The sequence below is a fragment of the Streptomyces sp. NPDC005262 genome (assembly GCF_042872425.1).
Classification (GTDB): Bacteria; Actinomycetota; Actinomycetes; order Streptomycetales; family Streptomycetaceae; genus Streptomyces.
The window spans coordinates 278,443-299,877 of sequence record NZ_JBIAKK010000001.1 but is presented as its reverse complement, the minus strand read 5'-3'; the positions used below and the strand labels follow the sequence as shown (position 1 = coordinate 299,877).

Here is a 21,435-nt window from a genome sequence, read left to right as displayed (position 1 = left end):
ACGAATCCCCCCACAGATGACGGGCCGACGCCCAGATGAACTGGTTGTGGTCCTGTGCAGTGAGGAGGGGTTCTGGCTCTCAGTGGAGGCCGTTGTTGCGGGCCGTCCCGATCGCCATGTAGAGATTCGCAAACCTCGGCGGCGGATACAACCCCTTCCGGAAACTTTTTTTTGATTCCTCGGTGTCGGCTAGGTCACAGCCGTACTTCTATGGGGTGGAGGCCAGTCCAAACGTTCGAGTTAAAGGACTTTGGGTCCTTCCACTCACACAATCACACGCAGTGCACGGCGTACGCCTGTGAACGCCACACTGGTACGCAGGCCCAGGTGGTCACCATCCATCTGGAACGGCAGCGGAACCTTTGAATGCAAGGTGAAGTCCGTGAGGTCGTGAAGTGAAACAGCGTGCTTGCCGTGCGGACCCTTCTCCGGGCTCGAAGTGAGCAGCTGGGTGCCGTACCGGGCGACCGCGGGGGTGGAGAGGCGCTTCAGTCCGAGGACGTCCAGGGCGGTGTCGAACGAGGCCTTCGGGGATGCGTACATCGGACGATTCCCCAGGTAGGTCCAGGGGGCCGTGTTCGAGATTATGGACAGCGCGAGATCGGTGACCGGGTCCGCGCCGGGGGCTTCCAGCGTGATCGTTCCGTGCCGCCGGTGCGGTTCGTCCAGGAACTGCCGGACCACCTGACGTACGTACAGCGCATGCGTCGACCGCTTGCCGCGTTCGCGCTTCTGTTCGACCCGACCGACCACGCCCGCGTCGAAACCGAGACCGGCACAGAAAGTGAACCAGCGCTCGGGGACCGACTCGTCCTCGGTGCCCGGCGTGCCGGCCGCCAGTCCCAGGCCGACCGTGCGTTCGGTCCGGTTGGCCAGCGCGTCGAGGATCGCACCGGTCGCCTCCACCGCGTCGTTGGGCAGACCCAGGGCGCGAGCGAAGACATTGGTGGAGCCGCCGGGTACCACGGCGAGGCTGGGCAGGTTGTCGATGTCGGGACCTTTGTGGAGCAGACCGTTCACGACTTCGTTGACCGTGCCGTCACCGCCGAGGGCCACGACGAGATCGATGTCGTCGGAGTCGGCGGCCCGCCGCCCCAGGTCCCGGGCGTGCCCGCGGTACTCCGTGGTCACCGCCTCCAGCTTCATCTCGCTGGCCAGCGCATGGATGAGCACGTCACGGGTCCGCGCACTGGTGGTGGTAGCAGCTGGATTGACCACAAGGAGTGCGCGCATGACGGCCAGACTACCTACCGCGTGGTATCGGTCTGAAGTCCTCACCCGTTGCCTTCACGCTCAGTGACGGACCGGGTGCGGTGGGCTGGTCCGCGGCGCTCCGATCCGGACCCCGGCTTCACTTTCGCGGCGCCGGGATGCCAACCTGCAAGGGTGAGTACTCAGCAGAACACGCCGCCCTCGTCGCCCATGGCCCAGCCGACGAAGCCGGCCAGGATCGCCCTCGTGGCCGCACTCAACGCCCTCGAGGGGGCGGCGCTCGCACTCGGCGGGGTCTACATGCTGGTCATGGGTCTGCTCGGCCGGCCGGACAGCCCGGAGCAGGCGGAGATGGGCGGCCTCACACTGATCGTGCTCGGCCTGATTCCGCTCCTCGCCGCGCGAGGACTGCTGCTGCGGCGCAGCTGGAGCCGGGGCCCGGCGCTCATCACGCAGCTCATGGCGCTGCCGGTGGCCTGGACGCTGCTGCGCTCCCACGGTGCGCTGATCCCGGCGGGGATCGTCCTCGCCGCGGTGGCGCTGACCGCGCTGGTGCAGCTGTTCAGGCCGGTGACGAGGGAAGCACTGGGTATCCGGGGTCCGCGCGCGACGCCGGAGGCGTGACGCGCGACGCCCGCTACTCCTCGACCAGCAGTCGTTCGCGCAGCTGTGCCAGCGTGCGGGCCAGCAGGCGTGAGACATGCATCTGGGAGATGCCGACCTCCTGTGCGATCTGCGACTGCGTCATGTTGCCGAAGAACCGGAGCAGCAGGATGCGCTTCTCCCGGGGCGGCAGGTCCTCCAGCAGGGGCTTCAAGGACTCCCGGTACTCGACGCCCTCCAGCGCCTCGTCCTCGGAGCCCAGCGTGTCCGCGACCGCCGGGGACTCGTCGTCCGAGTCCGGGACGTCCAGTGAGAGTGTGCTGTAGGCATTGGCCGATTCCAGGCCCTCCAGGACCTCTTCCTCGGAGATGCCCAGCCGCTCCGCCAGCTCATGGACCGTGGGTGACCGGCCGTGCTGCTGGGAGAGCTCCGCGGTGGCCGTGGTGAGCGAGAGCCGCAGCTCCTGCAGTCGCCGCGGCACCCGGACCGCCCAGCCCTTGTCGCGGAAGTGGCGCTTGATCTCGCCCACGACGGTCGGTGTCGCGTACGTGGAGAACTCGACGCCGCGGTCCGGATCGAACCGGTCCACCGACTTGATCAGGCCGATCGTGGCGACCTGCGTCAGATCGTCCAGCGGCTCGCCGCGGTTACGGAACCGGCGGGCCAGGTGCTCCACGAGCGGCAGATGCATCCGCACCAGCCGGTTGCGCAGTTCGGCCTTCTCCGGCGAGCCGTCAGGGAGTTCCCGGAGCTCGATGAAGAGTGCCCGCGCCCCACTGCGGTCATGGGGATCGTGGTGTCCGTGCTCGCTCATCTGGCCTGCTCGCTCCGCCTGCTCCACCGCGACCGTACGGACCACCGGCCCGTCCGCCCCGTCCTCCGGATGGGGCAGGGCCGCCTGCTGCTCCGGGATGCCTGCTGGTCGCACCACCCCTGGTCGGATCGTCTCGTCCCGCACAGGACCGTCCCCGTTCCCGTTGCTCACGCCGGCCCGGGTCCCGCGCCGCGCTGTTTGTACAGGCTGATACTGACCGTACGGTCGTCGGCGACCGTGGAGTCGACCTTGCCGGCCAGTGCGGAGAGCACCGTCCAGGCGAATGTGTCTCGCTCGGGGGCCCGGCCGTCCGTCGTCGGGGCCGCTACCGTCACCTCGAGAGAATCGTCGACCAGTCGGAAGACGCAGCTGAGGACGGAGCCGGGCACGGCCTGCTGGAGCAGAATCGCGCAGGCCTCGTCGACCGCGATGCGAAGATCCTCGATCTCGTCGAGTGTGAAGTCCAAGCGCGCTGCGAGACCGGCCGTGGCCGTACGCAGCACCGACAGGTAGGCACCCGCAGCGGGCAGCCGGACTTCCACGAAGTCCTGATTCCCGGGCTCGCCTGCGATCTGGGACACCCTCACCTCCAAGGTGGCACAAACTCTTTCGAGGTTCCGGGAAGGGCGCCCCGGAGCCATGCGGTACGTCTTCGGTTCTTGGTCCGGCGACGCTATCGCGATCCATGATGCCGTGTCGCCGGGACCCCGACCCACGACTGTCACTCATGGTAAACCCATGAGCACACACAGTGGCTAGAGGTCTGCGGCGCTCAATTACGAACAACAGGCGCCGGTTTGACGTACCCAGACGTCAGACGATCGAACCGTCCTCGAAGCACCAACGCCAGCTCTCGCCCGCCTCGTAGCTCCGCATGACCGGATGGCCGGTCTGCTTGAAGTGATCCGTGGCGTGCTGCAGAGGCGACGAATCGCAGCAGCCGACATGGCCGCAGACCAGGCAGAGCCGCAGTTGCACGGGGTGGGTGCCCGCGGCAAGACATTCGGGACATGTGGCGCCGAGCGGGGCGGGCTCGGGGCGCGGCAGTTCGAGAACGTGCAGGCACTCACTCATGATTGTCAGGTTACGACGGATACGAGGACGGTGAGATGGACGCATTGCCGCTGGTGGCACTCGTCGCGGCCAGTGCGGCCATTGCGGGGGCCGCCCGCCGCACCCCGGTGCCGGCCCCGCTGCTGCTGGTCGCCGCCGGGCTGCTCGCCTCCTATCTGCCGGGCGTGCCGTCGTACACCCTCGACGCCCACATCGTGCTGCCGCTGCTGCTGCCGCCGTTGCTCTACACGGCCGCGGTCGACAGCTCGTACCTCGATCTGCGTGCCAACGCCCGGCCGATCGCCCTGCTCTCCGTCGGCTACGTCCTCTTCGCCACCTTCGCCGTCGGCTGGCTGGCGTATTGGCTGGTGCCCGACCTGCCGCTGACGGCCGCACTCGTGCTGGGCGCCGTGGTCGCGCCGCCGGACGCCGTCACGGCGGCCGCCATCGCCCGCCGGGTCGGGCTGCCGAGCCGGGTCACGACGATCCTGCAGGGCGAGTCCCTGGTGAACGACGCGACGGCGATCACCGCCTACAAGGTGGTGCTGGCCGCCGCCGTCGGTGAAGGCGTCAGCTGGGGCGCCGGGATCGGCGAGTTCCTGCTCGCGGCGGGCGGCGGTGTCGGGGTCGGTCTGGTGCTCATGGTTCCGCTGCACTGGCTCCGCACGCACCTCAAGGAAGCCCTGCTGCAGAACACCCTGTCGCTGCTGATCCCCTTCGTGGCGTACGCGGCGGCGGAACGGGTGCATGCCTCCGGAGTGCTGGCCGTGGTCGTCGTGGCGCTGTATCTGGGGCACCGCTCCTGGCAGGTCGACTTCGCGACCCGGCTCCAGGAAGCGGCCGTGTGGAGGATGGTCGCGTTCATCCTGGAGTCGGCGGTCTTCGCCTTGATCGGACTGCAGCTGCCGTTCGTGCTGAAAGGGCTCGGCGCCTATGCCGTCGCGGAGTCCCTCCGGTACGCGTTGGCCGTGTTCCTCGCCGTCGTCGTGGTCCGCTTCATCTGGGTCTACCCGGCCGCATATCTGCCGAGGTGGCTGTCCAGGCGGATCAGGGAGCGCGAGACGGAGACCAACTGGACCTCACCCCTGATCGTCGGCTGGGCCGGGATGCGCGGCGTCGTCTCGCTCGCCATCGCTTTCTCCATCCCGGTGGCGATGAACAACGGCCAGGCCTTCCCGGCCCGCAACCTGGTGCTCTTCCTGACCTTCACGACCGTCATCGGCACCTTGGTCGTCCAAGGGCTCACCCTGCCGCTCCTGGTGCGGATCCTGAAGCTCCCGGGGCGTGACAAGCAGGCGGAGACCCTCGCCGAGGCGCAGGCCCAGAGCGAGGCGTCCGCGGCTGCCGATAGGCGCCTGGAGGAGTTGCTCACCGATCCGCGCAACTGTCTGCCCGAACCGCTCACCGACCGGCTGCGCACGGTCCTGGAGCGCCGCCGCAACGCCGTGTGGGAGCGGCTCGGCGCGGCCAACCCGGTGACCGGGGAGTCGGCCGACGACACCTACCGGCGGCTGGCCAGGGAAATGATCGACGCCGAGCGGACGGTCTTCGTGCGGCTGCGGGACGAGCGGCGGATCGACGACGAGATGATGCGGACCCTGCTGCGACGGCTGGATCTGGAGGAGGCGGCGGCCTACCGGGAGGAGTCCGACGCGCCCCAGGGCTGACCGGTGACGACCGCCACGAGCCTCGCCCCCGGGGCGAACGCGCCCTCCTGGGCCAGCACGGTCAGCCCGTACAGCAGTTTGGCGACGTAGAGCCGTTCGACGGGCAGACCGTGCCGGTCCTCGAAGTCGTCGGCGAAGGCGTGCAGCTCCGGAGTCGTACGGGCGTAGCCGCCGAAGGTGAAACGTTCGTCCAGGGACCATGCTCCGGCGGGCCCGGCGAACGCCTCCCGCTGCAGCTGCCGTACCGCGTCGCCCAGAAAGCCGCCGCGCAGCACCGGGACGCCGAGTGCCCGCTGCCCCGGGGCGAGGCCGGCGGCAAGACCGGCGAGAGTGCCGCCCGTGCCGCAGGCCACCGCGACCACATCGGCCAGGCCGTGCAGCTCCCGCCCGAGCGCTGTGCAGCCCTGTGCGGCCAGGGCATTGCTGCCGCCCTCCGGGACGACGCTGCACGCCCCGTAGGCGCTCAGCAGCCCCTCCAGGACCGCCGGATCGGTCTTCGCGCGGTACGTCGCGCGGTCCACGAAGCGCAGCCGCATGCCGTCCCTCGCGCACTGCGCCAGGGACGGGTTGAGCGGCCGGCCGGCCAGTTCGTCGCCGCGTACGACGCCGACGGTGGGGAAGCCCAGCAGCCGGCCGGCGGCGGCGGTGGCGCGCAGATGATTGGAGTAGGCGCCGCCGAAGGTCAGCACGGTGCGCCCGGCGGCGGCCGCCAGGTTGGGTGCGAGTTTGCGCCATTTGTTGCCCGGCAGATCCGGGTGGATCAGGTCGTCGCGCTTGAGCAGCAGTCGTATGCCGTGCCGGCCGAAGCGCTCGTCCTCGACCGGTTGCAGAGGTGACGGGAGCACCGGCTGCAGCCGGGAGAGGTCGAGTGGATCGCAGGGCATGCGCCCATTGTCGCCCGGTCCGTCGGCCGCCCCCGGCGCCCTGGTGGTGCGGGTGCGGGCGTGCGGCTACTTCAGACGGTCGTGTATCCGGGTACGCATGGATTCCATCGTGAAGCCACGGTGATCGACCTTCCCGGGCTGCCACTCCTCGGGGCGTGGGGGAGTGACTCCGTACACCGCTTGTACCGGAACGCCGTGTTCCGGGCCATCCCCCGGAGCGTTGTTCGTCCGGTGTGCGAGCAGATCCGGTCAATTCCGCGAGCGTCCGGTGAGTTCAGTCCTGGGCGAGCCACAGATCGGGGCCGAACACCTCGTAGTGGATGTCGGCCGCCGGGACGCCCTTGGCCAGCAACTGGGTGCGGACGGCCCGCATGAAGGGCAGTGGGCCGCAGAGGTACGCGTGCGTGCCGGCCGGGACCGTCAGGCCGCTCAGATCGACCAGACCGGTGCGGTCGGCCGGGTGGCCGGGCTCCGGGTTCTCGTACCAGAAGTGCGCTGCGGCGTCGGGGAGTTTGCCGGTGAGCCGCTCGTGGTCGGTGCGCAGGGCGTGATCGACGGGGGAGCGGTCGCCGTGCACGACGGTGACCGGGGCGTGGTGGCCGTTGGCCGCGAGGTGGTCCAGCATCGACAGCATCGGGGTGCAGCCGATACCCGCGGAGGCCAGCAGCAGCGGCGCGTCGACGGCGTCGAGGACGAGATCGCCGTAGGGGGCGGAGACACGCAGCCGGTCGCCCGCCCGGGTGTGGGCGTGCAGGTGCGCCGAGACCTCGCCGTCGGGCGAGCCGTCGCCGTGCACCCGCTTGACGGTGATCGACCGGACCGGAGAGTCGGGGGCCGAGGACAGGCTGTACTGGCGGATCTGACGGGCCCCGTCGGGGAGTTCCACCTGAACGGAGACGTACTGGCCGGGACGGAAGGCGGGGGCGGGGGCGCCGTCGGCCGGACGGAGCTGGAAGGTGGTGACATCCGCGGTCTCCTCGATCCGGGCGGTCACCTCCCACGCGCGCCAGACGTCACCGGCGGCCACACCCTGCTCGGCGTACAGCCGGTCCTCGATGGCGATCAGGGCGTTGGCCATCAGCCAGTACACCTCGTCCCAGGCGGCCGCGACCTCCGGGGTGACCGCATCGCCGAGCACCTCGGCGATGGCGGCGAAGAGATGGGTGTGCACGACGTCGTACTGTGCGGCGGTCACGCCGAGCGAGGCGTGCTTGTGGGCGATCCGGCCGAGCATCACGTCGGGGCGGGTGTCCGGGTGCTCGACCAGCTGGGTCGCGAAGGCGGCGATGGAACCCGCGAGGGCCTGGCGCTGGGTACCGGACGCCTGGTTGCCGCGGTTGAAGAGGTCACGCAGCAGCTCGGGGTGGGCGTCGAACAGCTTCCGGTAGAAGAGATCGGCGATGTCGCCGATGGCCGCGCCGACGGCGGGGAGGGTGGCACGGACGGTGGCGGTCGACGGCTCGGAGAGCATCGGGCTGACTCCTCAGGGTTGAATTGGCATCTGAGATGCGTATTTTTGGGCGGCGAAGACCGCGCGGTAGGGGTGCGGTGGTTCAGTCGGCGGCCGGGCGCCCGCTGCTGATGCCGATCAGCAGGGGGCCGGTGGGGGAGGTGACGAGTTCGGCGACGGTGATCGGGTCGAGCGAGGCGTAGAAGGCCTCCTCCGCCCGGCGCAGGGCGCCGCGCAGCCGGCAGGCCGAGCGCAGGGGGCAGGGGGTGCTGCCCTCGCACTCGACGACATCGCCGGGCCCTTCGAGCTCGCGGACGAGTCCGCCGATCGAGGCGGACCGGCCGGCTCCGGTGAGCGTGAGTCCGCCGCCCCGACCCCGCCGCGCCTCGATCAGGCCGAGGTGCTGCAGCCGGGCGACCACCTTCGCGGTGTGGGTGTACGGCACCTGCATGGTCGCCGCCACCTCCCGGGTGGTCGGCGGATCCTCGTTCTCCACGACGGCAAGGCGCATCAGTACGCGCAGTGCCACGTCGGTGAATCTCGTCAGCCGCATGGTCGTCAGGGTAGATAACTTGCATTGGGGATGCAAATTAAGACGGCGTGTGGACATCGCTCGGCGTCGTGCCCAGCCCAAAGACCGATTAGTCACACTCTTTTGTGTAATAGCGTGCTGCGTCTTCACGCTGAAAGGCTTCTTCTCGCAGGTCAGCCGATGATCGAGAGGACGTCAGATGTCCGTTGGTGAAGAGGTTCAGAACGCGCAGGCATCGCCGCAGCAGAGTCTGGGCACGGCGGCTGCGCGGAACCTCGCGACGACCACCAAGTCCGCTCCACAGATGCAGGAGATCACCTCGCGGTGGCTGCTGCGCATGCTTCCATGGGTGCAGGTGCAGGGCGGCACCTACCGGGTGAACCGCCGGCTGAGCTACTCGGTCGGAGACGGCCGGGTGACGTTCGTGCAGACCGGTGACCGGGTCACGGTGATCCCCGCGGAGCTCGGTGAGCTGCCCGCCCTGCGGGACTTCGGTGACGAGGAGGTGCTCGCCGAGCTGGCCCGGCGGTGCGAGCAGCGCGAGATCGCCGCGGGGCAGGTGATCGCGGCCTCCGGGGAGTCCGCGGACCGGGTCTTCCTGCTGGCGCACGGCAAGGTCGAGAAGGTCGGCACCGGCCCCTACGGCGACGAGGCGGTGCTCGGCGTGCACGCCGACGGGGCGTACTTCGGCGACCACTCCTTGATCGAGGGCGACGCGGTCTGGGAGTACACGGCCCGCGCGGTCACCGCGTGCACGGTGCTCACGCTGAGGCGGGCGGATGTGCTCAACCTGGCCGAGCGGGCTGACTCGCTCCGCGCACATCTTGCCGGGCTGCTCAACATCCCGCACCAGCGGACCAACAAGTACGGCGAGGCGGAGATCGACCTCTCCGCCGGTCATGTGGGCGAGGCCGTCGTCCCGCACACGTTCGTCGACTACGAATCGGCGCCGCGCGAGTACGAGTTGAGCGTCGCCCAGACCGTGCTGAAGGTCCACAGCAGGGTCGCCGACCTGTACAACCAACCGATGAACCAGACCGAGCAGCAGCTGCGGCTGACGGTCGAGGCGCTCCGTGAGCGCCAGGAGCACGAGCTCATCAACAACCGGGAGTTCGGGCTGCTCAACAACTGCGACTACGACCAGCGCCTCCAGCCGCACGACGGGGTGCCCAGCCCCGACGACATGGACGAACTGCTTTCGCGCCGCCGCGGATCGAAGCTGTTCCTCGCCCACCCGAGGGCCATCGCCGCGTTCGGCCGCGAGTGCAGCAGGCGCGGGCTGGTGCCGGAGAGCGTGGAGATCGGCGGCCACCATGTGCCCGCCTGGCGCGGTGTGCCGATCTTCCCGTCCAACAAGATCCCGGTCACCGACGCCCGCACCACATCGATCATCTGCATGCGAACCGGCGAGGCCGAGCAAGGGGTCATCGGGCTCCAGCAGACCGGCATCCCCGACGAGATCGAGCCGAGCCTCTCGGTCCGCTTCATGGGCATCGACGAGCAGGCGATCATCTCCTACCTGGTGACGGCCTACTACTCGGCGGCCGTGCTGGTGCCGGATGCCCTCGGGGTCCTGGAGAACGTCGAGGTCAGCCGCTGGCGCTGAGGGCCGCGGGACCCGGACCGCCCGTCCGGGTCCCACGCCCTCCCCGGGCCGGAGGCCGTCGATCCGCGGTGCCCCGGGCCGGTTCGCCCCGGCCCCGGACCGGCGTCCCGAGCCGGGTTCGCTGGGACGGGCCTGGTTTCGCTCCGACGGGGTGACCTACGGGCCCAGCGGCCTGTGGCGCTGCCCCGGTGGAAAACACCGACCCACCGCACCACCCACGCCCCCGGCCGGTTCGCTCCGGCCCGGGTGACCTGAGGGAGCCACTGTGACCATGATCAGTACGGACACCGCCACCACCGAGGGGCACGCGGCCCTGACGCTCCTGGAGCGCACCCGGAGTCTCGTCGATCCGCAACTTCGGGCCGCGGTCGAGTCGCTGCCCGGATCCATCCGGCGTGTCGCGATGTACCACTTCGGCTGGGAGCAGGCCGACGGCGCTCCGAACGTCGCCGGGCAGGCCGGCAAGGCGATCAGGCCCGCACTCGTCCTCGCCGCGGCCCGGGCGGTGGGCGGCGACGCGGAGCAGGCGGTGCGGGCAGCCGTGGCGGTGGAACTGGTCCACAACTTCAGCCTCCTGCACGACGACGTCATCGACGAGGACCGGACCAGAAGGCACCGCCCCACGGCCTGGACGGTGTTCGGCATCCCGGCCGCCGTCATCGCGGGCGACGCCATACTCGCGCTGGCCCACCGGCTGCTCGCCGACGACACCCGCCCGGCGTCGGCACGCGCCTCGGCGCGACTCGCGAACTGCGTCATCGAGCTGTGCGCGGGACAGCAGGCCGACTGCTCCTTCGAGGAGCGCGGCCCCGAGGAGGTCTCGCTCGACGAGTGTCTCGCCATGGCCACCGCCAAGACCGGTGCCCTCCTCGGCTGCGCCTGCGCACTCGGTGCGCTGTACGCCGGGGTGGCGGAGCGGGCGGTCGGCGCGATGGACGGCTTCGGCCGCGAGGCGGGACTCGCCTTCCAGCTCATCGACGATCTGATCGGCATCTGGGGGGACCCGGTGCAGACCGGGAAGCCGGTCGGGGCGGACCTGGCCGCCCACAAGAAGTCCCTGCCGGTGGTCGCCGCGCTGACCTCCCACACCCCGGCGGCGGCCGAACTGGCCGCGCTCTACCGGGGTTCCATGCGCACACCCGGCGAGGTGAACCGAGCCGCCGACGCGGTCGAACGGGCCGGCGGCCGGGACTGGGCGCAGGTCAGCGCGGCGGACCGGATGGCCCGCGCGGTTCACCATCTGTCCCGGGCGGTGCCTGACCTGGCGGCGGCGGGCGATCTGCTCGCCCTGGCGGAGTTCGTCACCCGCCGGACCCACTGACGGAGGAAAGAAGAAGGAGGAAGCGGTCGTCACGCGCCGGTCGCGCCGGCCAGGAGAGGGGGCAGCGGACCGGCCGTCTCCCGCCCGACCTGTACGGCATCAACTCTAAGATCCTGTGCGTCGGTTGAGGTGGTACGAGCGAGAGCGGGAGCCGGACATGGGCGTACGGATACGGCAGGCGGAAGCGGAAGACCGCGAACAGGTGGTGCGGCTCCTGGACGAGGCGTTCCACCACGACCCGGTCAGCGGCTGGGTCTTCCCGGACGAGACGCACCGCCGGGCCGTGCACGGAAAGTTCCTCGGCGTCTTCGTCGACGTCACGCTCGCCGAAGGCCGTATCGACCTGCTGGAGGACGGTACGGCCGTGGCCCTGTGGCTGCCCGTGCCCGCGGGCGTACCCATGGAGGAGGACACCACCCCCGCCGTGATGCGGGCGACCGCGGACCCCGACAACGAGCGGGCCGAGCTGGTGGGAAGGCTCACGGGCGCGATCCACCCGCACCACCGGGCCCACGAGTATCTGCTCATGATCGGGGTGTCCCCGGACCGCCAGGGGGAGGGGATCGGTGCGGCCCTGATCGCCGAGGTGCTGGAGCGCTGCGACCGCGACGGCGTCCCCGCCTACCTGGAGGCGAGCAACGCGCGCAGCCGCCGGCTCTACGAACGGCTGGGCTTCACCTTCATGGGCGCGACCGTCGAACTCCCGGACGGTCCGTCGATGTGGCCCATGTGGCGGGAGCCGCAGGTCGGCTGAGGTCACGGGCCTGCGGCGCCCGCGACGGCGAAGTGGAGGGCGGCCGGACGACGGCGATGGGCACGGGCTACAGTCCGTGCCCATGACAGATGAGTCATGGGCAGGGTGGTACCGGGACCGGCAAGGTTCCGAGGCCTTCATCCTCACCACCGATGGACAGCAACTCCGCATCCGGGTCAGGGGCGTCGACTTCGAGGGCGAAAGCTTCGACGACCTCGCTCCGGTGGCCGGCATGCCGCCGGAGAGCGGAATGTTCGCCCTGGCGGACGGCGCACTCACCGATTGTGTGCTGGAGTGGGACCTGCCGCTTCCGGTCGTCGCGGACGGCACGGTCCACCAGGCCACGCTCGGCTGCCTGTTGTCGCTGCGCCGCCCCGACGCCGATCTCCATCTGGAGCTGCACTTCGGCGGCGCGGTCTACGGGTCGCGCCGGGCCGAGTGCGACTTCGCCACCGCGCTCGCCATGATCCAGCGCTCCCTCCCGCCCGGAGTCCGCCTGCAGTCGTGCATCGCCTGTGCGTTCTCGGACTACTTCCCGGCGACGACCGACCGTGGACTCTCCGGCGGACTTGCCTGTTTCCGGGGTGCGAAGGACGCGTACCGCGGCGCGGCGGGCGAGGACGATGTGCTCGATCTGTGGGACCGGCGGACCGGTTTCGTCCAGGAGATCTGGAGCTGCCGCGAGTTCGAGGCCCGCCCGGCAGAGGGTGCGGGTACAGGTCACAGGGGCGCGTTCCCGCTCGAACTCGCCTGAGAGCCCCGAAGACCGGAAGGCACCCGGGAAGAACTGCTGCACCCGGTCCGTACCGGACTCGGCCGTGCCTGGCGGTCAGCGGTCGTACGCGCCGGGCGTCGGCGTGCGCCGGTGGTGGGAGCGCCGGCCGTCAGCGCAGGCCCTCCCAGCCCCAGCGTGGCGTCGGCCCCGGATCGCCGAGATCCGCACCGGCCGGGGACGCCGAGACATCGCGCGCGATCCTGGTGCCCCAGTCGAAGTACTCCAGTACACGGCGGCGCAGCAGCTCGTCGTCCGGCAGCTCCTTGTCGACCGCGGCTGTCATCAGTTCCATCCAGCGCAGCCGCTGCGGCTCGGTGATCGACAACCCGAGATGGGAGCGCAACAGGGACTGATGGCCCCCGAGCCTCCCGGTGAAGTCGGCAGGACCGTCGAAGATCTCGGCCAGCCACACGGCGACATGTTCGACATGGGTCGGAGTGAAGTCCGCGAAAACGGGGGCGAGCAGCGGATCCGCCAGCGTCTCGTCGTAGAAGGTGTTGCTCAGCCGACGCAGTACGTCGACACCGCCGATGGCCTCGTACAGCGTTTCCGGACGCTCGCTCACGCGCCTACCTCCATGGCCGGACCCGGTCCGCCCCGGGCCGCTGGGCCCAGCATCCATCAGGGGGCGTGGCCCGCCGGGGCCGTTCGCTGCCGGCGGATCAAGCGGGGGCACAGGTTCAGCTGTCCCGCCGTGGTCAGCCGTGGCATCAGAGGCCACCGGCCTGCCCGATTCCGCCCAGAGCGAGGAACTGTTCCCAACCGCCTTGCCCAAGGGCAGAGTCGGCCCATGAGGCTTCTGATCCTGGGCGGTACGGAATTCGTCGGGCGCGCCGTGACCGAGGCGGCGCTCGCGCGGGACTGGCAGGTCACGGTGTTCCACCGCGGCCATCACTCACCCCCGCCGGGCACCACCGAACTGTTCGGTGACCGCACCACCGACGACGGCCTCGCGGCGCTCGCCGCCGCGGAGGAGGGCGGCTGGGACCTGGTCGTCGACACCTGGAGCGGCGCGCCCTCGGCGGTGCGGGACGCGGCCCGGCTGCTCACGGACCGGGCCGGGCGCCACGTGTACGTCTCCAGCCGTTCGGTGTACGCGTACCCGACCCCGGCCGGACTGCCCGAGGACGGACCGCTGGTGACCGGCGCCTCGCCGGACGACGGGGCGGAGGTCTCGTACGCATTGGCCAAACGCGGTGGCGAACTGGCCGCGCTCGACGCCTTCGGCGACCGCGCCCTGCTGGCCCGCGCCGGACTGATCCTCGGCCCGTGGGAGAACATCGGCAGGCTGCCGTGGTGGCTGCGACGGATCGCCCGCGGTGGGCCCGTGGTGGCGCCGGGCACCCCGGACACCCCGCTCCAGTACATCGACGTCCGCGACCTCGCGAACTGGCTGCTGGACGCGGCGGAGCGCGGCCTGCACGGACCGTACAACCTGGTCAGCCGCCCGGGTCACACCACCATGGGCGAGCTGCTGGACGCCTGTGTACGCGCCACCGGTTCCGACGCCGTGCTGCGCTGGACGGCCGCCGAAAAGATCCTCGCGGCGGGCGTGGAGCCATGGACCGACCTGCCGGTCTGGCTGCCGCCGGGTGAGCTGCACGACACCCTGCACCGCGGCGATGTCAGCAAGGCGTACGCGGCAGGGCTGCACTGCCGGCCGGTGGGGGAGACGGTCACCGACACCTGGAACTGGCTGTGCGAGCTGGGCGGCACGGCACCGCAGCGGCCGGACCGCCCTGTGGTGGGGCTGGACCCCGAGACCGAGGCGGAACTGCTGAAGTGACAGGGGCGAGGGACGCCGGCTGTCGGGCAGGCGGCGCGCGCCGTCCGGCCCATCCGGTGCGGCACCTCGCCGGCGGGACCGCCCCGCTGCCGACGGCCGGATCGGCGGCCACGCCGATGGCCCGAAGGAGCCGCCTGCGCAGCTAGTTTGGGCCCCATGGCCGAAGAACTGCTGCTCCACCTCACCGAACGCCCCCTGTGGGAGGCGGCCCGCGGGACCGGGACGTACGAGATGTCCACCCGCGGCCGCACTCTGCACGAAGAGGGCTTCATCCACTGCTCGTCGCCCCACCAGCTCCCGGGCGTGGCCGAGATGCTGTACGGCTCCGAGGTCCCGGCCGGTGCCGGGGTTCCGGTGGACCTGGTGGTACTCGTCATCGATCCCGCGCGGCTCCCGGTACCCGTGCGGTACGAGGCCCTCGCGCCCGGCGGCGAGGAGTTCCCGCACATCTACGGACCCGTCCCGGTGGACGCGGTCGTGGAAGTGCGTCCTTGGCTGCGCAAGGAAGGCAGCCCCGCATGAACACCACACGCCCCATGGAACCCGGCGGCAGCACCGCCGTCAGGGATGCCCCGATCATCGCGGTGACCGGTGCGAGCGGCGCGGTCGGCGGCCGTGTCGCACAGCGGCTCGCGCGCGCCGGTGTCCCCGTACGGCTCCTCGGCCGCGACCCGTCCCGGCTGCCGGAGCTGCCCGGGGCGGTCGCCGCACCGCCCGCCGCTTACGGTGACGGGGAGGCGATGCGCCAGGCCCTTGCGGGCGCGCACACCCTGTTCCTCGTCTCGGCGCACGAGAGCCCGAACCGGGTGCTCGAACACACCACCGCCGTGGACGCGGCGGTCGCCGCCCATGTCGAACGCATCGTCTACGTGTCCTTCCTGGGTGCCGCGCCGAACGCCACGTTCACCTTCGCCCGCGACCACTGGCACACCGAGGCCCACATCCGTGTCTCCGGTGTGCGCCACACCTTCCTGCGCGACAGCTGGTACCTCGCGGGTATCCCTGCCATGACCGGAGCCGACGGGGTGCTGCGCGGCCCGGCCGGTGACGGCCGGGTCGCGGCGGTTGCACACGAGGACATCGCGGACGCGGCGACCGCCGTCCTGCTCGCCGACACCGAGAGCGAGGACACCCGCCACGACGGGGTGACGTACGAGCTCACCGGACCCGAGGCGTTCACCCTCGCCGAAGCGGCCGAAGGACTGAGCCGGGCCTCCGGACGCACCGTCACCTATCACCCGGAGACCCGGGAGGAGGCCTACGCCTCACGGGAGCGGTACGGGGCCGAGGAGTGGGAGGTCGCCGGCTGGGTGACGTCGTACGAGGCCATCGCCGCCGACGAGATGTCCACGGTCTCGGACGCGGTGACGCGCCTCACCGGCCGCCCGGCGAAGAGCCTCGCCACATACCTGAGCGAGAATCCGGACAGCTACCGGCACTTGCTGAAGGCCCCCTGACCCTCCGACGGCACGACCGACGACCGGGGAGCCGGCGGCGAACGGGCCGGGTGTCCGACCGGAACGAAGGGACGGAACGACAGCCATGCGCACGGAAACCCCCTGGGGCCCCTGGGACCCGGCCCCGCTCGCCGAGGTCGCCCGCCGCTTCGCCTCGCTGCGCGCCCCCTGGTGGATCGCGGGCGGCTACGCGGTCGAGCTGGCGGTCGGCCACGCCTTCCGCGACCATGCCGACATCGACGTCACGCTGCTGCGCCGCGACCAGCTGACCGCCCAGCAGGTGCTCGCCGGCTGGGAGTGGTGGGCGGCCGACCCGCCCGGCACCCTGCGCCCGTGGCTCCCCGGCGAGATCCTCCCGCACGGGGTCCACGACATCTGGTGCCGGCCGGGCCCCGACGAGCCCTGGCGCATCCAGCTCATGCTCGACGAGGCGGACGGCACCGACTGGGCCTTCCGCCGCGACACCCGCATCCGCCTCCCGCTCGACCGGCTGGGCCGGGTCTCGGGGGACGGCATCCCGTACCTGGCCCTGCATGTGCAGCTCCTGTACAAGGCGAAGTCGCGGCGCCCCAAGGACGAGGAGGACTTCACGACGGCGCTGCGGGTCCTGACCGCCGACCAACGTGCCTGGCTGACCGAGACCATCACCCTGGCGTACGCCGCCGACCATCCCTGGGTGGCACGTCTGCGCAGGTACCGGTGACGGTGGTCCCTGGCGGACGCGCACCGTGCACCGCGTCATGCGGTGCCTCACCTCACGTACACCCCTGCCCGTGCCGCCGCGGCCGCCGCCTCGGCCGCGCGGTCGGCCGCCGCTGTGTCGAGCGGGCCGCCGCCGGTCAGCAGGCGGTAGTAGAGCGGTGCCGAGACGGCGCGGATCACTTCGCCGGGGTCCGTGCCAGCGGGCAGCTCCCCGCGTTCCAGGGCCTGGGTGACGCAGGCCGCCCATTCCTCGACGCGGATCGCGTAGAAGCGGTTCAGTGACTCGGCCGTGCGCGCGTCGCATGTCGCCGCGGCGATCACCGACTTGAACAGGGCGCCCTGGCGCGGATCGGACAGGGTCTTCGCGACGAGCCGCGCATTGGCCTTGAGGTCCTCGATGAGCGAACCCGTGTCCGTACGCGGGGTGGACTGCTCGGCCATGTCGTCGAGCAGGTCGGCGACCAGGCCGGTGGTGGTGGACCAGCGCCGGTAGACGGTCGTCTTGCCGACCCCTGCGCGACGGGCGACATCGGCGAGGTCGAGGCCGTCGAAGCCGTGTTCGGCCAGGGCGTCCCCCGCCGCCCGCAGGACGGACTCCCGTACCCGGGCGGTACGGCCACCGGGCCTGACGGTGCCTGGTTCCACACCCTCGGAAGTCATAACGGGTCTCCAGTTTCATTAGAGGGAGTTCCTCTGTTACGGTGACGCCATCTTAACGGAACCACGGGACCGTTAAAACCTGCCTGAGGAAGGACGCTCATGTCCGTACCCAGCACGACCCCCTCACCGGCTGTCGCCGAGGGTGACACTGCCACCACCCGGGCTGCCGACGCCGACTTCCCGCAGTCCGAGGCCGGCATGACCGGGCGGCAGAAGCTCGTCCTCGCACTGCTCCTCGGGGCCCAGTTCATGATCGCGGTGGACTTCTCGATCCTGAATGTCGCGCTGCCGGCCGTCGGAGAGGGGCTCGGCTTCGCCCTCACGAACCTCCAGTGGATCGCCACCGCCTTCGCGCTCGCCGCCGCAGGCTTCACGCTCCTCTTCGGCCGCGTGGCCGACATCGTCGGCCGCAAGCGGCTGTTCCTGGGCGGTATGGCCGTGCTCGGTGCCGCCTCCCTCCTCGGCGGACTCGCCACCTCGCCCGAAGTCCTTCTGTCGGCACGGGTGCTGCAGGGTCTTGCCACCGCGGCCGTCACCCCGGCTGGACTCGCCCTGCTGACGACCGCCTTCAAGGAAGGCCCGCTGCGCGAACGCGCCCTCGGCCTCAACGGCGCCTTGATGTCCGCCGGGTTCACCACCGGGGCCATCCTCGGCGGGCTGCTCACCGACCTGCTCTCCTGGCGCTGGGCCTTCTTCATCAACGCCCCCGTCGCCTTCCTGGTCCTCGTCCTCGCTCCGTCCGTCATTACCGACTCACGCCCCACCGGGCGGTCGAAGCTGGACATTCCCGGCGCTGTGACCGTCACCGGCGGCCTGCTCGCACTGGTCTTCGGGCTCACCCAGGCGGGCGAGACCGGCTGGACCACACCCACCACCCTGGGAGCACTTCTGGCGGGCGTCGCCCTCCTCGTCGCCTTCTGGTCGGTCGAGAAGCGGGCCGCAACCCCGCTCGTGCCCGTACGGATCCTGAAGCGGCGCAGCGTCATCTGGGGCAACGCCGCCGGACTGATCGCGTTCGTCACCGAGACGTCGCTGGTCTTCCTGCTAACCCTCTACCTGCAGGAAGTGCTCGGCTACACGCCCCTCAGCACAGGTCTCGCCTTCGGCGTCCTGGGTATCGGCACCGTGATCGGCGGCGCGCTCGCCGGACGAGCGGTCGGCCGCTACGGCAACCGGACGACCATCGTCACCGGCGGTGCCGTCCAGGCTGCCGCCACCCTCGCCCTGGTCGCGCTCGGCACGTCGGGGGCCTGGATCTGGCTGCTGCTCGCGGCCACGTTCGTCGGCGGCATCGGCAACATGCTGATGATCGTCGGGTTCATGGTCACAGCCACCTCCGGCCTCCCCGACGCCGAACAGGGCCTGGCCACCGGGCTCGCCACGATGACCCAGCAGGTCGGAATCACCATGGGCATCCCGGTCATGAGCGCGATCGCGGCCGCCCGGATGACCGCACTCGGCGACACCGGCTCCCACGGAGTCCTGTCCGGGGTCACCGTCGCGATCCTGGTCAACTCCGCGCTCGTCCTGGCTGGTTCGCTGCTCGCGGGGGCCTTCCTCGGGAGAGCGGGGCGCACCCCCTGATCCTGTCTCCCGAGCGGTCTCCGCACTGCAGAAGGGCCCCACCGGCAAGACCGGTTGGGCCCTTCTGTTCGCTGCCTCGGCCTGCGTGGCAGGTCGAATCGCTCGGAAACGGCGATCAGGCCTTCTTGGTCTCCCAGAAGATCTTGTCGATCTGGGCGATGTAGTCCAGCGCCTTCTGGCCCGTCGCCGGGTCGGTGGAGGCCTTCGCGGCCGACAGCGCCTTCAGGGCGTCGTTGACCAGCTGGTGCAGCTCCGGGTACTTCTCGAAGTGCGGGGGCTTGAAGTAGTCGCTCCACAGCACCGAGACGTGGTGCTTCGCGAGCTCGGCGCGCTGCTCCTTGATGACCACCGCGCGGGCCCGGAAGTGCGGGTCCTCGTTGGCCTGGAACTTTTCCTGGACGGCCTTGACGGACTCCGCCTCGATGCGGGCCTGGGCCGGGTCGTACACGCCGCAGGGCAGGTCGCAGTGGGCGCTGACCTTCACCTTGGGGGCAAACAGGCGGGAAAGCATTGAGCTGTCCTTCCTCGTGATCGTCTTCTCAGGTGGGACATTACTCCGTGAGGGACTCGTTTTTGCGGGTGCCCCCATGGGCTTAGGCCAAAAGTCCGGGGTGAGGATGGGACCAGTGGCCGAATGTGCGGAACGGTATGCGGGACGGTGTACTGAACGGACCGGGGAGGTGCCGGAAATGCCGGAGGGGCAGGAGCTGACACAGGAGCCCGCGCGCGGGTTGGCGGCGCGAGTGCCGTTCCAGGTGGTGGAGGTGACGGGGCCTTCGATGGTGCCCACGCTCCACCACGGGGACTGGCTGCTTGTGCAGTACGGGGCGCCGGTGCGCCCGGGTGACGTGGTGATTCTGCGCCATCCGTTCCAGCAGGACCTGTTGGTCGTCAAGCGGGCCGTCGAGCGCCGCGCGGGCGGCTGGTGGGTGCTGGGCGACAACACGTTCGCGGGCGGGGACAGCACGGATTACGGGACGGTGCCCGAGGAGCTGGTGCTGGCCAGGGTCCAGGTCCGCTACCGGCCGCTGAGGAAGGATCAGAGGTCGGTGCTCGGGGTGCTGGGCTGGGCGCTGACCACGCTGCGGCCGGTGTCGGCCGTGCGCTCCGCCTCCAGACGTTTGCGGGCCCGGTAGGCGGCCACATTGGCGCGGGTCGCGCAGCGGTCCGAGCAGTAGCGCCGGGACCGGTTGGTCGAGGTGTCGAGATATGCGTTGCGGCACGGCGCCGCCTCGCACAGGCCGAGCCGGTCCACGCCGTACGACGTGAGATGGAAGGCGAGTCCCATCGCCGCGATGGCCGCGTATCCGGCCGTGGCGTTCGACGGGTGGTCGGCCAGGTGCATGTGCCAGTCCGGTTTGCCGTCCTCGTCACGGGTGTCGTGCCCGGAGATCTGCGGGCTGACGGGGAACTCCAGCAGCAGCGAGTTCAGCAGGTCGACCGCGAGCGTCTCGTCGCCGCTGTCGGCCGCTTCGAAGACGGCGCGAAGCCGTGCCCGTACCGAACGGAAGCGGGTCACATCCGCATCGGTGGCGCGCCTCGCGGCCTGCGCGTTGACGCCGAACAGCTCGCGGACCGCCTCGACGGAGGTGAGGACGTCCTTGTTTCGGGCCGGCTCCTCGGTGTTTACCAGGCGCACCGCATAGTCCGAGTAATAGGCCAGTTCCACTTGTAGTCCTTACCTGGTCGGTCTAAGGTCGTCGTGCGGCGATCGGGTAATAGGCGTTTGCAGTTTCAGGGTATTACATTGGAGGGATTCTCGTGACGGAGACAGCAGCGGGCACCGACTGGCAGGCCTGGCAGCAGAGCTGGGACCGGCAGCAGGAGTGGTACATGCCCGACCGCGAGGAGCGGTTCCGGGTGATGCTGGACATGGTCGAGGCCGTGGCGGGACCCGAACCACGGGTGCTCGACCTCGCGTGCGGTACGGGAAGTATTACGGACCGGCTGCTCAAGCGTTTCCCCGAGGCCACCAGTACCGGCGTGGACCTCGATCCCGCGCTGCTCGCCATCGCCCGCGGTTCCTTCGCCGGTGACGACCGCGCCACCTTCGTGACCGCCGATCTCAAGGACCCGGAGTGGGTGGAGCGGCTGCCGCACCACACGTACGACGCCGTCCTCACCGCCACCGCCCTGCACTGGCTGCACAGCGAACCGCTCACCACGCTCTATGGGCAGCTCGCCGGGCTCGTCCGGGACGGCGGGGTGTTCATGAACGCCGACCGCATGATCGACACCGCGACCCCTCGGATCAACGCGGCCGAACGCGCCCACCGGCACGCCGCCATGGACCGCGCCAAGGCCGCGGGCGCCCTCGACTGGGCGGACTGGTGGGGCCTCGCCGCCGAGGACCCGGTCCTCGCCGCACCGACCGCCGAACGGTACAAGATCTACGGCGAGCACGCGGACGGCGACATGCCGTCCGCCCAGTGGCACGCGGAGACGCTGCGCGCCGCGGGTTTCGGCGAGGCACGGGCCGTCTGGGCCTCGCCCTCCGATGCCCTGGTACTCGCCGTGAAGTAGCGGCAGCATGCCCAAGTCGGGGCGGTACGGACTCCGGTCCGTACCGCCCCGA

Annotated in this window: 24 protein-coding genes and 1 pseudogene; 13 read left to right on the top strand and 12 right to left on the bottom strand. The window is 70.6% G+C overall.

Annotated features, from left to right (window positions below):
- Positions 1-264: 264 nt before the first annotated feature.
- A complete protein-coding gene (locus tag ACFYP5_RS01255) occupies positions 265-1,233 on the bottom strand; it encodes a diacylglycerol/lipid kinase family protein (protein WP_389028956.1) in 969 nt (322 codons plus the stop codon).
- 225 nt (positions 1,234-1,458) lie between these two features.
- On the opposite strand from ACFYP5_RS01255, the gene ACFYP5_RS01250 reads away from it, so the two are divergent.
- Positions 1,459-1,836 carry a hypothetical protein gene (locus tag ACFYP5_RS01250; protein WP_389030676.1) on the top strand — a complete coding sequence of 126 codons (378 nt, stop codon included), beginning with the start codon at positions 1,459-1,461 and terminating at the stop codon, positions 1,834-1,836.
- A gap of 13 nt (positions 1,837-1,849) precedes the next feature.
- Here ACFYP5_RS01250 and ACFYP5_RS01245 read toward each other — a convergent pair whose 3' ends face one another.
- The 3 genes from ACFYP5_RS01245 to ACFYP5_RS01235 all read right to left on the bottom strand — a co-directional run bounded on the left by ACFYP5_RS01245 (position 1,850) and on the right by ACFYP5_RS01235 (position 3,703).
- On the bottom strand, positions 1,850-2,800 hold the full coding sequence (locus tag ACFYP5_RS01245; protein WP_389028953.1) for an RNA polymerase sigma factor SigF: 951 nt from the start codon (positions 2,798-2,800) through the stop codon (positions 1,850-1,852).
- Positions 2,797-3,210, bottom strand: a complete 414-nt coding sequence (locus tag ACFYP5_RS01240; RefSeq protein WP_030915678.1) for an anti-sigma regulatory factor — start codon at positions 3,208-3,210, stop codon at positions 2,797-2,799. Before ACFYP5_RS01240 ends, ACFYP5_RS01245 begins: the two co-directional genes overlap by 4 nt.
- A 232-nt stretch (positions 3,211-3,442) precedes the next feature.
- On the bottom strand, positions 3,443-3,703 hold the full coding sequence (locus tag ACFYP5_RS01235) for a UBP-type zinc finger domain-containing protein (protein WP_389028951.1): 261 nt from the start codon (positions 3,701-3,703) through the stop codon (positions 3,443-3,445).
- A 35-nt stretch (positions 3,704-3,738) separates the two neighbouring features.
- Here ACFYP5_RS01235 and ACFYP5_RS01230 point away from each other — a divergent pair, with 35 nt between their 5' ends.
- Positions 3,739-5,349 carry a Na+/H+ antiporter gene (locus ACFYP5_RS01230; protein ID WP_389028949.1) on the top strand — a complete coding sequence of 537 codons (1,611 nt, stop codon included), beginning with the start codon at positions 3,739-3,741 and terminating at the stop codon, positions 5,347-5,349.
- Here the strand turns inward: ACFYP5_RS01230 and ACFYP5_RS01225 are convergent.
- From ACFYP5_RS01225 to ACFYP5_RS01210, 4 genes and pseudogenes are all read right to left on the bottom strand, one after another.
- Entirely contained in the window at positions 5,316-6,233 is a 918-nt protein-coding gene (locus ACFYP5_RS01225) for a 1-aminocyclopropane-1-carboxylate deaminase/D-cysteine desulfhydrase (RefSeq protein WP_389028946.1), read from the bottom strand. The two genes, ACFYP5_RS01230 and ACFYP5_RS01225, sit on opposite strands and share 34 nt — an antisense overlap.
- 66 nt (positions 6,234-6,299) lie before the next feature.
- A pseudogene (locus ACFYP5_RS01220) lies at positions 6,300-6,380 on the bottom strand (N-acetylmuramoyl-L-alanine amidase); the annotation flags it as partial.
- 127 nt (positions 6,381-6,507) lie between these two features.
- Entirely contained in the window at positions 6,508-7,704 is a 1,197-nt protein-coding gene (locus ACFYP5_RS01215) for a globin domain-containing protein (RefSeq protein ID WP_389028943.1), read from the bottom strand.
- Positions 7,705-7,786: 82 nt separating this feature from the next.
- Complete coding sequence (locus ACFYP5_RS01210; protein WP_383365783.1) at positions 7,787-8,236, bottom strand: RrF2 family transcriptional regulator; 450 nt, start codon at positions 8,234-8,236, stop codon at positions 7,787-7,789.
- 178 nt (positions 8,237-8,414) lie between these two features.
- On the opposite strand from ACFYP5_RS01210, the gene ACFYP5_RS01205 reads away from it, so the two are divergent.
- The 4 genes from ACFYP5_RS01205 (at position 8,415) to ACFYP5_RS01190 (ending at position 12,650) form a co-directional block, all read left to right on the top strand.
- On the top strand, positions 8,415-9,821 hold the full coding sequence (locus ACFYP5_RS01205) for a family 2B encapsulin nanocompartment shell protein (protein WP_327422096.1): 1,407 nt from the start codon (positions 8,415-8,417) through the stop codon (positions 9,819-9,821).
- Positions 9,822-10,092: 271 nt separating this feature from the next.
- Entirely contained in the window at positions 10,093-11,142 is a 1,050-nt protein-coding gene (locus tag ACFYP5_RS01200) for a family 2 encapsulin nanocompartment cargo protein polyprenyl transferase (protein ID WP_389028938.1), read from the top strand.
- 157 nt (positions 11,143-11,299) lie between these two features.
- Entirely contained in the window at positions 11,300-11,896 is a 597-nt protein-coding gene (locus ACFYP5_RS01195; protein WP_389028935.1) for a GNAT family N-acetyltransferase, read from the top strand.
- An 82-nt stretch (positions 11,897-11,978) separates the two neighbouring features.
- Positions 11,979-12,650: a DUF6304 family protein gene (locus ACFYP5_RS01190; RefSeq protein ID WP_389028932.1), complete on the top strand. Its 672-nt coding sequence runs from the start codon at positions 11,979-11,981 to the stop codon at positions 12,648-12,650.
- A gap of 130 nt (positions 12,651-12,780) precedes the next feature.
- On the opposite strand, the gene ACFYP5_RS01185 is transcribed toward ACFYP5_RS01190, so the two are convergent.
- Positions 12,781-13,236: a group II truncated hemoglobin gene (locus tag ACFYP5_RS01185; protein WP_389028929.1), complete on the bottom strand. Its 456-nt coding sequence runs from the start codon at positions 13,234-13,236 to the stop codon at positions 12,781-12,783.
- A 225-nt stretch (positions 13,237-13,461) separates the two neighbouring features.
- Between ACFYP5_RS01185 and ACFYP5_RS01180 the strand changes: the two genes are divergently transcribed.
- The 4 genes from ACFYP5_RS01180 (at position 13,462) to ACFYP5_RS01165 (ending at position 16,617) form a co-directional block, all read left to right on the top strand.
- The gene (locus ACFYP5_RS01180; protein ID WP_389028927.1) at positions 13,462-14,457 is read left to right on the top strand and encodes an NAD-dependent epimerase/dehydratase family protein; all 996 of its coding nucleotides are present in this window, start codon (positions 13,462-13,464) and stop codon (positions 14,455-14,457) included.
- 156 nt (positions 14,458-14,613) lie between these two features.
- Positions 14,614-14,979, top strand: coding sequence for a DUF952 domain-containing protein (locus tag ACFYP5_RS01175; protein ID WP_389028924.1), 366 nt, complete (start codon positions 14,614-14,616; stop codon positions 14,977-14,979).
- Entirely contained in the window at positions 14,976-15,914 is a 939-nt protein-coding gene (locus ACFYP5_RS01170) for an NAD(P)H-binding protein (protein ID WP_389028922.1), read from the top strand. The genes ACFYP5_RS01175 and ACFYP5_RS01170 overlap by 4 nt, the downstream gene beginning before the upstream one ends.
- A gap of 85 nt (positions 15,915-15,999) precedes the next feature.
- Entirely contained in the window at positions 16,000-16,617 is a 618-nt protein-coding gene (locus tag ACFYP5_RS01165) for a nucleotidyltransferase domain-containing protein (RefSeq protein WP_389028919.1), read from the top strand.
- A 47-nt stretch (positions 16,618-16,664) separates the two neighbouring features.
- Here ACFYP5_RS01165 and ACFYP5_RS01160 read toward each other — a convergent pair whose 3' ends face one another.
- A complete protein-coding gene (locus tag ACFYP5_RS01160) occupies positions 16,665-17,276 on the bottom strand; it encodes a TetR/AcrR family transcriptional regulator (protein WP_389028916.1) in 612 nt (203 codons plus the stop codon).
- Positions 17,277-17,375: 99 nt separating this feature from the next.
- Between ACFYP5_RS01160 and ACFYP5_RS01155 the strand changes: the two genes are divergently transcribed.
- Positions 17,376-18,860, top strand: a complete 1,485-nt coding sequence (locus ACFYP5_RS01155; RefSeq protein WP_389028913.1) for an MFS transporter — start codon at positions 17,376-17,378, stop codon at positions 18,858-18,860.
- 115 nt (positions 18,861-18,975) lie between these two features.
- Here the strand turns inward: ACFYP5_RS01155 and sodN are convergent, their stop codons facing one another.
- Positions 18,976-19,371 (bottom strand): superoxide dismutase, Ni, encoded by a 396-nt coding sequence (gene sodN / locus ACFYP5_RS01150; protein WP_327422083.1) that lies wholly within the window; start codon positions 19,369-19,371, stop codon positions 18,976-18,978.
- A 178-nt stretch (positions 19,372-19,549) separates the two neighbouring features.
- Between sodN and sodX the strand changes: the two genes are divergently transcribed.
- Positions 19,550-19,996 (top strand): nickel-type superoxide dismutase maturation protease, encoded by a 447-nt coding sequence (sodX, locus tag ACFYP5_RS01145; protein WP_389028911.1) that lies wholly within the window; start codon positions 19,550-19,552, stop codon positions 19,994-19,996.
- Here the strand turns inward: sodX and ACFYP5_RS01140 are convergent.
- Complete coding sequence (locus tag ACFYP5_RS01140) at positions 19,900-20,529, bottom strand: CGNR zinc finger domain-containing protein (protein WP_389028908.1); 630 nt, start codon at positions 20,527-20,529, stop codon at positions 19,900-19,902. The two genes, sodX and ACFYP5_RS01140, sit on opposite strands and share 97 nt — an antisense overlap.
- A 92-nt stretch (positions 20,530-20,621) precedes the next feature.
- On the opposite strand from ACFYP5_RS01140, the gene ACFYP5_RS01135 reads away from it, so the two are divergent.
- On the top strand, positions 20,622-21,383 hold the full coding sequence (locus tag ACFYP5_RS01135) for a class I SAM-dependent methyltransferase (RefSeq protein ID WP_389028905.1): 762 nt from the start codon (positions 20,622-20,624) through the stop codon (positions 21,381-21,383).
- Positions 21,384-21,435 lie beyond the last annotated feature (52 nt).